This is a genomic window from Thermosynechococcus sp. FA-CM-4201 (genome assembly GCF_054689355.1).
Window position 1 is genome coordinate 2,403,350 of sequence record NZ_CP079920.1, and the last position, 14,191, is coordinate 2,417,540.

Here is a 14,191-nt window from a genome sequence, read left to right on the forward strand (position 1 = left end):
CTTGTAAAAAAACGTATGTCACCTCACTGAATCTGACAGCGGCGGATTGTGGGTTTGCAATCACTGTCAACACGGATGCCTTCTAACCTATTTCCCCAAATCTTGCAGTCTTCAATGACACCACTGGCACCATTATTAATATAAATTCCATCATCTTGATTGTCATAGACTTTAGAGCGACGGATTGTGGCGTTGCTGTTGGCATCTCTAATCTTAACTCCTTCTTTAACATTTCCCCAAATCTTGCAGTCTTCAATGACCCCACTGGCACCATTCCAAATCAAAATTCCACTTCGTTTCCCCTCATGAATCTCACAGCGACGGATTGTGGGGTTGCTGTTGGCATCTCTAATCGTAACTCCTGCGAAAGTATTATTTCCCCAAATATTGCAATCTTCAATCACCCCACTGGCACCATCATAAATGAAGATTCCACCTTGTTTTCCCTCATGAATCTGACAGCGACGGATTGTGGGGTTGCTGTTGGCATTGATAATCAAAATTCCTGCTAAAGCATTTCCCCAAATCTTGCAGTCTTCAATCACCCCACTGGCACCAGCATTAATTAAGATTCCACTTCGTTTCCCCTCATGAATCTCACAGCGACGGATTGTGGGGTTGCTGTTGGCATCTCTAATCTCAACTCCTGCTAAAGCATTTCCCCAAATCTTGCAGTCTTCAATGACCCCACTGGCACCATCATAAATGAAGATTCCACCTTGTTTTCCCTCATGAATCTGACAGCGACGGATTGTGGGGTTGCTGTTGGCATTTTTAATTTGAATTCCTGTGAAAGCATTTCCCCAAATATTGCAATCTTCAATCACACCACTGGCACCAGCATGAATAAAAATTCCAGCACTTTTGCTTTCATGGATATGGCAGCGGCGGATCACAGGATTGGTTCCTGAATTCTTAATGATAATTCCTACAAATGAATTGGACTGAATGTCACAATCTTCTAAAACTAAACGACCTTGCTGAATATCTACACAGGCCTTCTCGCCATCACTAGTTGTCCGCAGGGTTAAATTAGCAACGCGGGCATTCGTAGTTTGCATCAAAATACAGGCGCGATTCTCAGCAACCAAGATGATCTCTTCTACTGAACCGTCGCCAATAATTTCAACAGGCTTATTCAAAACAAGACTTTCATGATACTGCCCCGGCTTGACGATAATTGTGCTGCCTGCGGATACGGATGCGAGAGCCTCATGAATGCTGCGGTAATCGGCACTGCCATAGGGGGCAACGGTCACCTGAGTCGTTTGCGTGGAAGTGAGCTTGGGTTGTGAGGGCATGACCGAGATTGAGCGATCAGTGCTGACTGGTTCAGAAATCCCCAGAGCAAAAGCCCAAGCTGACACCCCCAAGCGAGCCACTTCTTCCTGCAAGCCCGTTTCATGCATTAGAACCTGAGTCAAGCGACCCACCAGTAGAGCTGGATCGCTCTGGCTATCCTGTAGCAGTTTTGTGGGGATGCCCTGTTTTTGAGCAAGGATGACTGTGTTGACTTGCCAAGGTGGCAGTTGATGGCACAAATCTTTGAGCAGAGCTTGCAGTTGGGTAGGACGATTGAGGAGGCTGCTATCCTTTTGCAGTTGCTGCCGCAGAATATCGCTTATTGTGGTCATTGAAAAGATGGGCAGATATTTTATGTTAATCTAGCAAAGCCCCCTTGCATGAGCAAGACATCGCCTTTTTCCTCTTTAATGTATCCCAGAAGTGAATACACCCTAAGATAGTGTATTGTCAATATCGATAACCCATGTTATTCTCGTTCTAAGTTTCCTAGGAGCGATCCTCCATGACAAACGGTGGCCCTCAACTCCCCAATCAGGTTGCTAAACGCCCTTTACACTTCTTTTGGCTACTGGATACCTCTGGTTCAATGGCAGGCCGCAAGATTGCTGCGCTCAATCAAGCCATACGTGAGAGTCTCCCTGCTGTGCAATCTGCCCTGCAAAACTACCCTCAAGTGAAAGTGATGATGCGCGTTATCACCTTTGATGATCCGCCTAAGTGGCATATTGGTCCTGAAGCCCAAGAAATTAGCTTGGTGCAATGGTCAGACTTAGGGATTAGTGGCGCAACTGGGACAGCGCAAGCAATTAATATGCTTTGTAATGAACTAGATATAGAAAAAATGCCTAAACGTGGATATCCTCCAGTTTGTCTTTTGGTTTCTGATGGTTATTGTACTGATCCTGATGAAGCCTATGAAGCGGCAATTAAGCGATTAAATGCGTTGCCTTGGGGTAAAAAAGCGGTTCGATTGGCGATCGCGATCGGTGATGAAAGCGAATATGATGCTGAACAGTTAAGTAAATTTATTAATCAGGAAATCCCCTTGCTCAAAGCCCACAACGCTGTTGAACTGGTTAACTACATCAAATGGGCAAGTGTTTCCGCCTCTATCAGCAGTTCGGTAGGCAAATCAACTCTTGGCAATGCCAATACGACTAATCATGTCCATTTACCCCCTCCCCCCGGTCCTGTCGTTGTTAATGATCCGGGGGATGTTTTTTAGATGCTCCAAGTTTATGAATCCATTGAAGGGTGGCTTGCTTTCACCTGTGGCGTGCGTGGTAGTATGCATGATGCGCAACAAACCCCTTGCCAAGATGCCCTTGGGATTGTTAGTGGCTGGATGATCGATCAGCCTTATGTTGCGGCAGCAGTTGCTGATGGACATGGTGATACCAAGTACCCTTTTTCTCATATTGGAGCTTCCTTAGCCGTTCAGGCTGCCATTCAAGAATTTCAGAAATTTTGTTTAACTTTGGCAAAGGCACAGCAAGACCCCGAAAGCGTCCAAAATATCACCAAAACGATTGATCCCAAAGAACAGCTACTAGAACTTGTATGGCAAACTATTCAAACTAATCAAACTGAGGATGATGTTCAAGCCATTATTGATCGTCTTGGTCAACTTTTTACCAACCCCGATATCCTACGCGAAAAGCTGAACGAATTATCCAGTAAAACACCTGCATCCTCAGAAACAATAAATACTACCCTACGCCAAATTGATAAAAGCTTTAGCAGTGACTTTGCTCGTTTAGTTGTACGTTGCTGGCGTCAATCTATTCGGCAAGAAAACTACTACAGTACATCTACATCTTATAAACCTTTTGGTACTACTCTCCTCTTTGCAGGAATAATTAATAACTACCTCTACCTCAGCCAAATTGGCGATGGCTCAATCATGATCCTTGACTCAACAGGTTGGCATCCTGCATTTCAAGAAACAACAGGCTCAAATTTGGTCGGTGGTCAGACACACTCCCTAGCAAGTCAAAATACCGACAAGCTATTCCAAGTCACTCAAAAGCCCCTCAATGATGTTGCAGCCATCTTCCTTTCAACTGATGGACTTGAAAATTCCTTCGATTCTGCCAAAGATTTCCAAGACCTATTACAGGCGATTATTGATAATCTTTCTGATTATCGCTTTACTGAAGTTGCAGATTTACTACAAAACCGACTCAGCACTTATACTTCTCAAGGTAGTGGCGATGATATTGCTCTTGTTGGCCTAATTAGAAATCCTTTGAAGCAACAGCAATCATCTAGCAGTTAATTACTCTTTTGTTTATTTTTGTTTATTAAGTTCACCACCTTTTACAGTATAAAACCCTAGGGCAAGGACGGCGGCAGCACCAGCCAATAACGAGGAAAGAATAAATGGCAAGTGGGGAAGTAAGTAACCAAATAATGCAGAACTGAGAAGAATAGCAAATACGTTTCCCAAGACAGTAGGCGTGGGAGTGACAATAATATTTTTAATCCGCTCTAGCCAGTAGTAACCAATCAATAAAATTATAGAAATCAAGCCAATTGTTAGAATAATTTCAATAATCACAACTAAGACATAACTAATAATCGCTGTTAAGCCAATAAGAAAAATACTGATAAATTTTATAATCCAGATAATAATCGGTACATTGAATAGAGATCCCATATTCAATTCCTCAATTTTCTAACCCCAGTGCCAAATAATATCAATCCAATCCTGGAACTTGCCATAGACAAACTGCCTTACTTGATTAGACCAAATAAAGCCAATAATTCTATAACCTAATCCTATTCCTTGAAAAATAAATGCCGTCAGTAATAAGCTACTCAGAGAAGCATTCCCCCACTTTTTAAGGTTATTCATCGTAATTTTGAAAGTAGATTGATTATCCTCCTCGATTTCAAGAGTATTTTCTACTAAAGTACACCCTGTTGTACTGACAGTGCTGTTATTGCGATAGATATTTTCGTCTTGACTAGGGCCAATTTTGCAATTTAATAGCTCTAAATCTGCTCCATTAACAATAGAGATACCCTGTTTGTTATTAGAAATACGGCATCCTTCAACTTTACCCTTGGCATAATTTATTATCTCAATACCAGTTTCAAAGTTGCTTTCAATATTACAATGGCGAGCTAAAAGCTGGCTTTGACGATGCTGTACTTTAATGCCAGTAGATAAATTGCCAGAAACAATACTATTTTCAAGTACTGCTGAAGCACCAGAGTGAATAGCCAATCCAAGCTGTTTTCCTTTTTCTATTTTACATTCTCGAAATGTTACTCGTGTTGAATTGCCATAGACTTCAATTCCCGCAAAGAGATTACTATCAATACAACAATGTTCAAAAAACACATCAGCACCACTAGAAACCAAAACTCCTGACCCTGTACAATCATGGATACGGCAATGACGAATGATGGTCTTTGTGTCTTTTCCTTGTATCGCTATTCCTCCTAAAGACTCTGACTGAATATCACAATTTTCTAAAATCAAGCATCCTTGAGCAATATTCAACCCAAAACAGTTTCCTTGAGAGGTTTTGTGGAATGTGATCCCTGCAACACGTGCCAAAATGGTATCCATCACTAAGCAGTCACTGTTGTCTGAAGAGATAACAATTTCGTCAGTGTTTCCATCACCAATAATCTCCACAGGCTGCCGTAACCAAAGAGTATCTGTGTATAGTCCCGGCTTAACAGTAATTGTGCTTCCTGCTGGCACTGCATCCAGAGCCTCGCTAATTGTTTGGTAGTCTCCTGATCCAGAGGGTGCAACAGTAACATTCACTGGAACACTGCTTGATGGTGAACCAGCACCTTGAGTAGATGGAAGCTGAATGGCATTACCAAAGAGCGCAAAATACCAACTGCTAACAGCAAAGCGCGCCTTGTCAATTGCAATCCCTGCATCATCAGCGAGTTTTTGCACAAGGCGAAGCACAAGCATAGTCATGTCTTGGTCTTGAGCATTCTCTAAAGAATAGGGAATACCGTATCGCTGTGCCGTTGCAATTACATTTATTTGCCATCGAGGAGTTGTACTATCGCATAAATCCATCAGGATAGCCTGAAGCTGCGATTCATTACTGCGCAAAGTAGGGTTACGCTGAATCTGCTCGCGCAGGACACATTGGATATCTGCCATATGTTTTAGACGGCTACCTATACGCTGGGGTTATCTGAAAATACCAATAGTGTTGATTGGCAAAAACTCTAACTTCGCTCCTTTGGCAAGTGGTGATGCTTTTTGTGGTGGGACTTCCTTGGTTGTGCCGTCTGCTAAAGTAAGCTGCCAAGAGGAACTTGTGAGATTTCGCAATCCCCACTGATTAGGATTGTTGGGATTCTGGACTAATTGGCCAATGACTGTTTCCTTACCATCACGCCCACTAGCAGGAGTGAGATGATATTGCTTCAGTTGCAGTTTTTCTGTCAATAAAACATAGAAGGAGCCTGAGGGTGTTTTTAGCTCTAACTGGCTTGGAACGGGTATAGGCTTCTTACAATGCCAGCAAGAGAGAGTTGGCTGTGGGGGGGCGCAAAAGTTTTCGGCTGTACAACTAGGACAATTTAGAATGAGTTCTTTTAGTTGAAGGAAGCAAATTTGCCATTCTGCCTCTGTAACACGTTGATTGGGATCCTGTAAGCCCACGCCAAAGGCTTTAATAAAAAGTTGCTTTAAGGGTTCAGGGGCAATTTCCCAGCGCCGACGAACTGTGCCGTAGTCAGGGTCATTAGGGCGGTTTGTTACGTTATTTGGGTCAAAAATAAAAACAGGTTCTTGACCGTAGATTTTTTTCTTGGCAGGTAAATCCCAAGAACGGATAGCACATTCTAAGTCTCCATGCATTGGGTGATGCCACATCCAAAAATCGAAAAGCAGCACTGCTAGGGAGTGCAAATCTGTTTTAGTTGACGGCTGGGCTTGACCGCGAATAATTTCGGGAGCCATAAACTCTAGAGTTCCTAGAACTTGGCTGTCGGACTGTCCCTCCACGCCAACATTGTCGTTATCGCAAATCAACACATCGCCAGTTTGTGGATCAAACATCATGTTGCCCTTGGAGATATCTCGGTAGCAGTAACCGCTCAAGTGCAGTGAACGGTAGCTTTCTACGAGTTGATAGCTAATTTCACACATAGCCGCCAAACTAGGCTGCGGTTTGCGACCAGCTTGGACTTCCCCAAGATCAGCGAAGCGCTTAGTATCAATCAAAGCCATTTGATAGCCAAACTGTTGTGAGTTATTGGGATCCTCCACAATATCCTGTGGCCAAATAAAGCGTTGGCTAGCGGCAGGTGGACGAGTCGGTGCTCCTCTTTGCACAAGCAATTTGATGGCGTTTTTCTGTGCTTCTGTCGCCTGTTCTGCGAAATACCACTTCAGTGCAGATTGTTTTCCTCCACTATCTTTGACCAAATAGACCTCTCCCTGTCCCCCTGCGCCTAATTTTTTAACAACTGTTAGTGGAGAACCTTTCACAAGGCAATGAAGAGTTGTATTGGTTTGCAGCGACATAGCATACTCTCACGCAGATACTCATGGTCATTCTACACCATTAGTCAAGACCCATTTGACGGATTAAAGTATTTTTGTTACGTTAGGGCAAAGATTTTGTTAAGGAGTCTCACACCTATGAGCCTGCGCCAGTATGTTGTGCTTTACAAGCTGCCTGGTGATCAAGTGCGATCGCCTCGGAAGCAGGTTATTGAAGCTAATAGCCCTAGCGATGCTGTCAAGGTCTTCAAAAGTATGATGCCTGAGGCAATTGTCCTAGGCCAGCCACAACTCCTTCGCTAAAGAGACAATATTGGTAGGCGCAGGTACCGTTGACAAGGTGGACTTCCGACTTGCGCCTCATCTATCTGAACTCTTTACACGGGCTTTCACAATACGTATTTGACCTCACTGAATCTGACAGCGGCGGATTATAGGTTTACAATTTTCGCTGTTAACACGAATGCCTTCTAACCTATTTCCAAAAATTTTACAGTCCTCAATCACGACACTTGAAAAAAGTACACAGTCTTCAGTCATAAAACCTTCATCATCAATAATCATAAAACCTTCATCATCAATACAGATTCCATCATCTTGATTGTCATGAATTTCACAGCGACGGATTGTGGGGTTGCCAACAGCAAAACTAATGTCAACTCCTTTTCCAACATTTCCCCAAATCTTGCAATCTTCAATCACACCACTGGCATCAAGCCAAATTAAGATTCCATTATCTTGATTGTCATAAATTTGACAGCGACGGATTATGGGGTTGCTGTTGGTATCTCTAATCTCAACTCCTGCTCCAGCATTTCCCCAAATCTTGCAGTCTTCAATCACACCACTGGCACCGGCATTAATAAAAATTCCAGCACTTTTACTTTCATGGATATGGCAGCGGCGGATCACAGGATTGGTTCCTGAATTCTTAATAATGACTCCTACAGATGAATTGGACTGAATGTCACAATCTTCTAAAACTAAACGACCTTTCTGAATATCTACACAGGCCTTCTCGCCATCACTAGTTGTCCGCAGGGTTAAATTAGCAACGCGGGCATTCGTAGTTTGCATCAAAATACAGGCGCGATTCTCAGCAACCAAGATGATCTCTTCTACTGCACCGTCGCCAATAATTTCAACAGGCTTATTCAAAACAAGACTTTCATGATACTGTCCCGGCTTGACGATAATTGTGCTGCCTGCGGATACGGATGCGAGAGCCTCATGAATACTGCGGTAATCAGCACTGCCATAGGGGGCAACGGTCACCTGAGTCGTTTGCGTGGAAGTGAGCTTGGGTTGTGAGGGGGTGACCGAGATTGAGCGATCAGTGCTGACTGGTCCAGAAATCCCCAGAGCAAAAGCCCAAGCTGACACCCCCAAGCGAGCCACTTCCTCCTGCAAGCCCAGTTCATTCATTAGGAGTTGAGTCAAGCGACCCACCAGTAGAGCTGGATCGCTCTGGCTATCCTGTAGCAGTTTTGTGGGGATGCCCTGTTTTTGAGCAAGGATGACTGTGTTGACTTGCCAAGATGGCAGTTGATGGCACAAATCTTTGAGCAGAGCTTGCAGTTGGGTAGGACGATTGAGGAGGCTGCTATCCTTTTGCAGTTGCTGCCGTAGAATATCGCTTATTGTGGTCATTGAAAAGATGGCAAATATTTTATGTTAATCTATCAAACGTAGCTTACACTGGCAATACAGCCTTTTTTGCACAGGAGCAAACACGTTCAAGATAGTCAAGACTGCTCTTAGAGAGGCGTGCCTTCAATGGGATACTGGAAGGGCCAAGTATTAGCGTGACCCTATGCCGTACAACTACGCCTCGAAATTATGGCCGACGGATACTGATTGCTTTTTCCGTGACCGCAGTATCACCCCACTTCGGCAGATTGGCCCTCATTGTGTCTCAACTGTACTGGCAATGTTGACTGCACAAACCCCTGAGACATTTCAAGGGCGGATCAATACCCAAGATCCTGTGTCTTGGTCGGCTGCCCTATCAGAGTTTGGCCTAAAACTTGCCTACTGCCCAACAGATGTGCGGAAACTGCGTTTTTATCTTCCTGAGCTGATGCGATTGGATGATCTATTTACACTCAGCTATTACTCGCCAAACGATGCAACGATTCTGAAAGACCCCGATCACAATGGTTGGGTTTGCGGGTCTCACATTGTGATTTTGCACCGTGACAAAATAGTGGATCCTGCAACGGGTGAATCAGTTCATGCCTTAAGTCATTCCTGTGGCGATCGCTATACAAAGCGGATATTTCGTGTCGTTCCCCTCGACTGCCCGCGAGGTTTATAGCTTAGGTCGAAGAGACTCAGTCCCCACCTATTGCCAGCGGCACAACCAAAGGAAGCGCAGCCAACTGCGCAGGAGTGCCAAACCCGCCAGTGCTGCTACTGTAAAAAGAGCGATCGCCCCCCCCAAAGCTTTGGCTGACCACAACATCGCCCCCGCCAAAAGGGTAAAACCAGCCAACCCCAGATAAACCAAACAAATCAACAAACTCTCAATGCGCCGCAGTTGCCGCTCCATCATGGGATTGCGCACCGACAGTTGCAGTTCGCCGCGAGCCAAGCGATCCTCTAACTGTTGCAGCCGCACTTCCAGCCGACTCGGCTGCTGTAGCCGTTGGTTAATTAGGGTTTGGGTTTGGTGAATCAGTTCTCGCCAGCCCCCCCGCGAGTGACGCATCAATTCCTTAACAAAGGGTTGGGCCGCCGCACTCAGGTTGTACTCAGGGTCTAAACTGCGGGCAATCCCATCGAGAGTTGTCAGGGACTTGAGAATATAGGTCATCTTTGCGGGTAGGCGAAAGGGTTGCTGCTCAAAAAGGGCATAGACATCCTGTTGCAATTCCTTAAAGGCGGTTAAGTCCACAGGCCGTTCGGTAAATCGATCCAGAATCAATTGCATAATCCGTTGCAGGGGCACCCTGTCAGTGACAGGCATCAATAGCCCCAGTTCAATCAAGGCAGCAATCACGCGATCGCTATCCTTTTGTAGCACGGCAAAAAATGTTTGTACCATCTGCTGCTGGTTGAGGGCTGGTACTTCCGTCATCATGCCGTAGTCATAGAAAATGAGATCCCCCTCTTTGGTCACCGCCAAGTTCCCCGGATGCGGATCAGCGTGGAAGAAGCCATCCATCAACAACTGCTTGAGGTAGCAACAAATCCCGCGCTGGTTAATCATCTGTGGATTCAAGCCAAAGGCTTCGATGGCGGCGCGATTGTCAATGCGAATGCCGGGGAGATACTCCATCGTCAGGACATAGCGGCAAGTATGCGTCCAATAGACCTTGGGGACGCGGATATGGGGGTCTTGGGCAAAGTTGGCCCGAAAGCGATCGGCATTTTGCCCCTCTTGAACGTAATCAATTTCCCGCAGCAGAATACTAAAAAACTCCTCATAGATCTCTTGCAGGGCATAGGGACGGAGAAAGGGCAGCCAGCGATCGCCCCAGCGAATAAGTTCACCAATGGCGAGATAGTCCAGATACAATTGCGCCTCTAGGTGTGGCCGTTGCACCTTCACCACCACCTCTTCACCACTGTGGAGCGTTGCGCGATGGACTTGGCCGAGACTGGCGGCTGCAAGGGGTTTGGGATCAAATGTGGCGTAGAGATCCCCAAGGGATTGTCCCAAGTGCTGCTCAATCAGGGCGATCGCTCGCCGCGAGTCAAAGGGAGGCACCTGATCCTGTAGTTTCCTCAGTGCCTCAATATAGGCAGGGGGCAACAAATCAAACCGAGTCGAGAGAAATTGACCAATTTTAATAAACGTCGGCCCCAAAACCAATAATTGCTGTACGAGCCAGCGAGCCCGTTGGGATTGGGCGCGATCGCTCCGCCGCCGCCAAGTATAGTCCCACAGCAGTTGACTCCCAAAGCGCCCCAACACCCCCACAATTTGGCTCACACGGCGTAAGAGGAGCCAGCGACTGGGACGATAGGTAGAGGCAGTAACCAGCATTCAGCAGCAATCACAAAAAGTGCCCAACCTCAACAATACTCCCTTTTTCCGAGAGATCGAGACTTCAGAACTGAGGTCTGACCGAATCTCTCCACCTTATCGGTTCAGATAGGACAACTGAGGATGACTTTACTTCTTATAAAATTAAATCATTAGAAATATATTTTTATTTATTAAAATTATTTTTGGCTATGCTACACTAGCGAGCAATTTAGTTTCGTGTTTGAAAACTGCCGCCACAAAACTAAGGATAAGTTCCCATGGATGATATTTTCAACTCTGGAGATATCCTCGATAACCGTTACCAAATTATTGACAAAATTGGAGGTGGAGGATTCGGGCATACGTATCTTGCTGTAGATACAAAGATCCCCAGTAACTCTCCTAACTATCGTTGTGTTGTCAAGCAGTTAAAACCTGACAATGTAAAGTTTGAGCTTGCCAAGCGACTCTTTGAACGTGAAGCCATTACACTAGCCGAGCTTGGCCACCATGACCAAATTCCAGAACTGCGCGCTCACTTTACTCATAAAGGCGCCTTGGGTAAAGATTATTTCGTGATGGTTCTTCAGTTTATTGATGGTTCGGATCTCACTAAAGAGATTCAGCAGGGTCATCCTTTACCAGAAGAAAAAGTCAAAAAACTACTAATCGAAATATTACAAGTTCTCAAAGTTGTTCATGATAGAAACGTAATTCATCGAGATCTAAAACCTTCTAACATTATGCGCCGTCACGCAGATCATAAGATTGTATTGATTGATTTTGGTGCGGTTAAAGAAGTTATTCAGTCCACAGAACTAGCGTATCACCAGCAAGGCTCACCTGTTAATCCTACAGTTGCGATTGGTACCCATGGCTACTCTGCTCCTGAACAAATGGCTGGACAACCAAAACTGAGTAGCGATATCCATGCTGTTGGCATGATTGGCATTGAAGCCTTGACAGGAATAGGTATTCGAGAACTAAGTAATTTACGAGATCCACATACACATGAGATCTTATGGCAACAGAAAGTCCATGTTTCCGATGCATTTGCAAGTGTTTTGAATCAAATGATTTGCTATAGTTTTCGCGATCGCTATCAAAATGCGACAGAGGCTTTACAAGCACTTGAAGCATTAGGTGTTTCTCAATCAAGCTTAAATCGTGCCACTACTCTACTAACTTCTCCAACTTTCCAGAGAGCAACACAAGTAGAACCTCAGAGTAAAGCAAATAGGGTAACTAAGTCTTGGAATGCACCGACAGTCACAGACAGCCAAGTGATGGCTTCATCCTCACAGCACAGTCCTAACCCTCGAGGAGTACCAAAATGGGTATTTGCAGGTTTAATTGTGCTTATTGGAATCAGTATAGGTGGGGGGATTGCTGGAACACTACTTGTTCAATCTTTGCTCGCAGAGCGCAGAAATCAAAATCCTCAAAATAGTCCTCAAGAATCGATAGCTTCTACATCTTCTACTCAAGAATCATCCTCATCCCCTGTTCCCGCAACAACTACTAATTCTTCTTCAAGCCCTAATAATCTAAGTCCAACAGCTACCACTACAGAGCCAGTATTGAGTCAGCCTGAATCACCTACTATTGATTTGCAACCTCTACAGGTGGCACTCCAAGCACAACAGTACAGTATTGCCAATGAATTAACCAACAAAATTATTTATGATCTCATGAAAGGAGACCCAAGTGTTATCACTGCTGAACAGATTCCTTGTAATTCTTTATTGGCTGTTAATAACCTATGGCAGCAGTATTCGAATAATCGCTTTGGCTTTGGTACGCAAGCAGGAGTTTGGAAACAAATATCTTCTAATAGAAGTAATGTAAAAGATGCGTTCATAGAATTCAAAGAAAAGTTAGATTGGCGAACGTTTCTAGATACTGTTAATAGGGGTGAGAAAGAGCCTAACCAAATTACCTATAGTTCCCTTGCTCCAGAAGGACATTTACCCTTTCTTTCGCACGATAGTTCTGCTTTTCCTTACTATAATGTTTATGTAGGAGGCCAAAATCCTCTTTTGCTTTACATTTTGCAACGATTTGCTTATTGTCAAGCACAACAGCAACCTGCATCAACACTAACTTCATCACCATAAACACCTTAAGTTAAGTGTTATTTCCTTAAATGAATTAAGGAGGTCAATTAGGTGAGACTTGTATCTAAGATTTTTCTCGCTTTTATGACTTTTATTTTATTGATTGCTTGTTCTATCAAAGATTCAGTTGTTGGAAAGTGGGAGGGCGTTGGAGTTGGCAGTGCAGAAACTATGGAGCTGTATAAAGATGGAACCCTAATCATCAATTCTGGACGCCTTGCACTCACTGGCAGGTATACATTTTTGGATGAAGATCGCATAAAGTTTGAGTTTTCGGGTCTAGCTGCCTTAGCAGGCCCGCAGATTTTTAAGATTTCTATTTCTAATGGTGAGTTACACCTAGAAAACCATGAGGGACGTAAACTTCGTTACCAAAAAGCTAAAAATTAAAAATAAAATTCTATTATAACTTTAGTCACCAAAAAAACGAACATTCCAGTTTGGATATAAAGTTTCATAAAGATCGACTAAAATTTCTATCGGTACTTTAGTTCCTTCTTCCTTAACTACCTTAGGATGAGGGAATCCTGAGTAAGATAAATCAAGTTTCCATTGGTTTCCTTCCTTAACCATCAAAATGATACCTGCCATACTCAAATCTAAAGTGTTGGTAGCTTCCCAACTTCCCATGGCGTAATTGTCAATAATAGCTACATTTGTAACTTTGATATTTCTATATTCAAGAGCAGTCAAACTTCTTGCCATTTCATGTTTGACTAACTTAATTATATCTTGATTAGCAGAAACTTCAGTAGCTTGAGAGACATTCATTTCTAAGAAGTATTTTAGAAATATAAAATTACACGACAGCAAAAACCATAAACTCAATACTAGAAATTTTCTCAAACTAAACATAGAAACACCTGAATTCTATAAGACGTTGATTAGTCTTAAATTATAGCTTTTTTCCTAACCACTGAACCTGCTCGACCCACTCTTCAGTTTGTAGATCAGTATTGCGAATTGTTTAAGGACTTGTTTTCAGACATACGTACCTTTGAAGTTTTCAAGTGACACCGAAACCTTAACCGCCAAACCCACTATCTTTGTGAAGATGGCTTTCCTTGCAGTAAGATGGCAAGAGATTGTTAGCCCCTATGGCTTGAGAACTTGGATTGAATACAGCCTCAAGCAAGCCAAAGATACCTTAAGCTCGGCTGGCTGTCGCAAGATCGGTGATCAGCACATCGAGAAGTGGTGGGAGTTAGTTGATGAGCGCGCTGCTCATGGTCAGATGAGTGATGCTATCTGTCCACTTGTTCATCAGCGGAGCTATCAACGTATCTTTTCATCTGTCTAAAG

The 14,191-nt window shown here is 43.9% G+C and carries 13 protein-coding genes; 6 read left to right on the forward strand and 7 right to left on the reverse strand.

Going from position 1 to position 14,191, the window contains the following annotated elements; translation table 11 throughout:
* Window positions 1-23 precede the first annotated feature (23 nt).
* Window positions 24-1,424 (reverse strand): right-handed parallel beta-helix repeat-containing protein, encoded by a 1,401-nt coding sequence (locus KV190_RS11715; protein ID WP_460193532.1) that lies wholly within the window; start codon window positions 1,422-1,424, stop codon window positions 24-26.
* Window positions 1,425-1,807: 383 nt separating this feature from the next.
* On the opposite strand from KV190_RS11715, the gene KV190_RS11720 reads away from it, so the two are divergent.
* Window positions 1,808-2,530 (forward strand): vWA domain-containing protein, encoded by a 723-nt coding sequence (locus KV190_RS11720; RefSeq protein WP_460193534.1) that lies wholly within the window; start codon window positions 1,808-1,810, stop codon window positions 2,528-2,530.
* Window positions 2,531-3,583, forward strand: a complete 1,053-nt coding sequence (locus tag KV190_RS11725; protein WP_460193537.1) for a protein phosphatase 2C domain-containing protein — start codon at window positions 2,531-2,533, stop codon at window positions 3,581-3,583.
* A 12-nt stretch (window positions 3,584-3,595) separates the two neighbouring features.
* On the opposite strand, the gene KV190_RS11730 is transcribed toward KV190_RS11725, so the two are convergent.
* The 4 genes from KV190_RS11730 to KV190_RS11745 form a co-directional block, all read right to left on the reverse strand.
* Window positions 3,596-3,964, reverse strand: coding sequence for a hypothetical protein (locus KV190_RS11730; protein WP_460193538.1), 369 nt, complete (start codon window positions 3,962-3,964; stop codon window positions 3,596-3,598).
* An 18-nt stretch (window positions 3,965-3,982) separates the two neighbouring features.
* Window positions 3,983-5,446 carry a right-handed parallel beta-helix repeat-containing protein gene (locus tag KV190_RS11735; protein WP_460193540.1) on the reverse strand — a complete coding sequence of 488 codons (1,464 nt, stop codon included), beginning with the start codon at window positions 5,444-5,446 and terminating at the stop codon, window positions 3,983-3,985.
* Between the two features lie 30 nt (window positions 5,447-5,476).
* On the reverse strand, window positions 5,477-6,820 hold the full coding sequence (locus KV190_RS11740) for a protein kinase domain-containing protein (RefSeq protein WP_460193542.1): 1,344 nt from the start codon (window positions 6,818-6,820) through the stop codon (window positions 5,477-5,479).
* Between the two features lie 387 nt (window positions 6,821-7,207).
* Window positions 7,208-8,449 (reverse strand): right-handed parallel beta-helix repeat-containing protein, encoded by a 1,242-nt coding sequence (locus KV190_RS11745; RefSeq protein ID WP_460193544.1) that lies wholly within the window; start codon window positions 8,447-8,449, stop codon window positions 7,208-7,210.
* A gap of 280 nt (window positions 8,450-8,729) precedes the next feature.
* On the opposite strand from KV190_RS11745, the gene KV190_RS11750 reads away from it, so the two are divergent.
* The gene (locus KV190_RS11750; protein ID WP_460193546.1) at window positions 8,730-9,116 is read left to right on the forward strand and encodes a hypothetical protein; all 387 of its coding nucleotides are present in this window, start codon (window positions 8,730-8,732) and stop codon (window positions 9,114-9,116) included.
* A gap of 27 nt (window positions 9,117-9,143) precedes the next feature.
* On the opposite strand, the gene KV190_RS11755 is transcribed toward KV190_RS11750, so the two are convergent.
* Window positions 9,144-10,790, reverse strand: a complete 1,647-nt coding sequence (locus KV190_RS11755; protein ID WP_460193547.1) for an ABC1 kinase family protein — start codon at window positions 10,788-10,790, stop codon at window positions 9,144-9,146.
* A gap of 260 nt (window positions 10,791-11,050) precedes the next feature.
* Here KV190_RS11755 and KV190_RS11760 point away from each other — a divergent pair, with 260 nt between their 5' ends.
* A complete protein-coding gene (locus KV190_RS11760) occupies window positions 11,051-12,889 on the forward strand; it encodes a protein kinase domain-containing protein (RefSeq protein ID WP_460193548.1) in 1,839 nt (612 codons plus the stop codon).
* 51 nt (window positions 12,890-12,940) lie between these two features.
* Window positions 12,941-13,279, forward strand: a complete 339-nt coding sequence (locus tag KV190_RS11765) for a hypothetical protein (protein ID WP_460193549.1) — start codon at window positions 12,941-12,943, stop codon at window positions 13,277-13,279.
* A 21-nt stretch (window positions 13,280-13,300) separates the two neighbouring features.
* Here KV190_RS11765 and KV190_RS11770 read toward each other — a convergent pair whose 3' ends face one another.
* Entirely contained in the window at window positions 13,301-13,660 is a 360-nt protein-coding gene (locus KV190_RS11770) for a hypothetical protein (protein ID WP_460193550.1), read from the reverse strand.
* A 226-nt stretch (window positions 13,661-13,886) separates the two neighbouring features.
* Between KV190_RS11770 and KV190_RS11775 the strand changes: the two genes are divergently transcribed.
* The gene (locus KV190_RS11775; protein WP_460193552.1) at window positions 13,887-14,189 is read left to right on the forward strand and encodes a hypothetical protein; all 303 of its coding nucleotides are present in this window, start codon (window positions 13,887-13,889) and stop codon (window positions 14,187-14,189) included.
* Window positions 14,190-14,191: the final 2 nt, after the last annotated feature.

Bases quoted from the DNA above. Each gene is read 5' to 3' on its own strand.
- KV190_RS11720 (WP_460193534.1), top strand. From the start codon at position 1,808: ATGACAAACGGTGGCCCTCAACTCCCCAATCAGGTTGCTAAACGCCCT.
- KV190_RS11725 (WP_460193537.1), top strand. From the start codon at position 2,531: ATGCTCCAAGTTTATGAATCCATTGAAGGGTGGCTTGCTTTCACCTGT.
- KV190_RS11730 (WP_460193538.1), bottom strand. From the start codon at position 3,964: ATGGGATCTCTATTCAATGTACCGATTATTATCTGGATTATAAAATTT.
- KV190_RS11735 (WP_460193540.1), bottom strand. From the start codon at position 5,446: ATGGCAGATATCCAATGTGTCCTGCGCGAGCAGATTCAGCGTAACCCT.
- KV190_RS11740 (WP_460193542.1), bottom strand. From the start codon at position 6,820: ATGTCGCTGCAAACCAATACAACTCTTCATTGCCTTGTGAAAGGTTCT.
- KV190_RS11745 (WP_460193544.1), bottom strand. From the start codon at position 8,449: ATGACCACAATAAGCGATATTCTACGGCAGCAACTGCAAAAGGATAGC.
- KV190_RS11750 (WP_460193546.1), top strand. From the start codon at position 8,730: ATGTTGACTGCACAAACCCCTGAGACATTTCAAGGGCGGATCAATACC.
- KV190_RS11755 (WP_460193547.1), bottom strand. From the start codon at position 10,790: ATGCTGGTTACTGCCTCTACCTATCGTCCCAGTCGCTGGCTCCTCTTA.
- KV190_RS11760 (WP_460193548.1), top strand. From the start codon at position 11,051: ATGGATGATATTTTCAACTCTGGAGATATCCTCGATAACCGTTACCAA.
- KV190_RS11770 (WP_460193550.1), bottom strand. From the start codon at position 13,660: ATGAATGTCTCTCAAGCTACTGAAGTTTCTGCTAATCAAGATATAATT.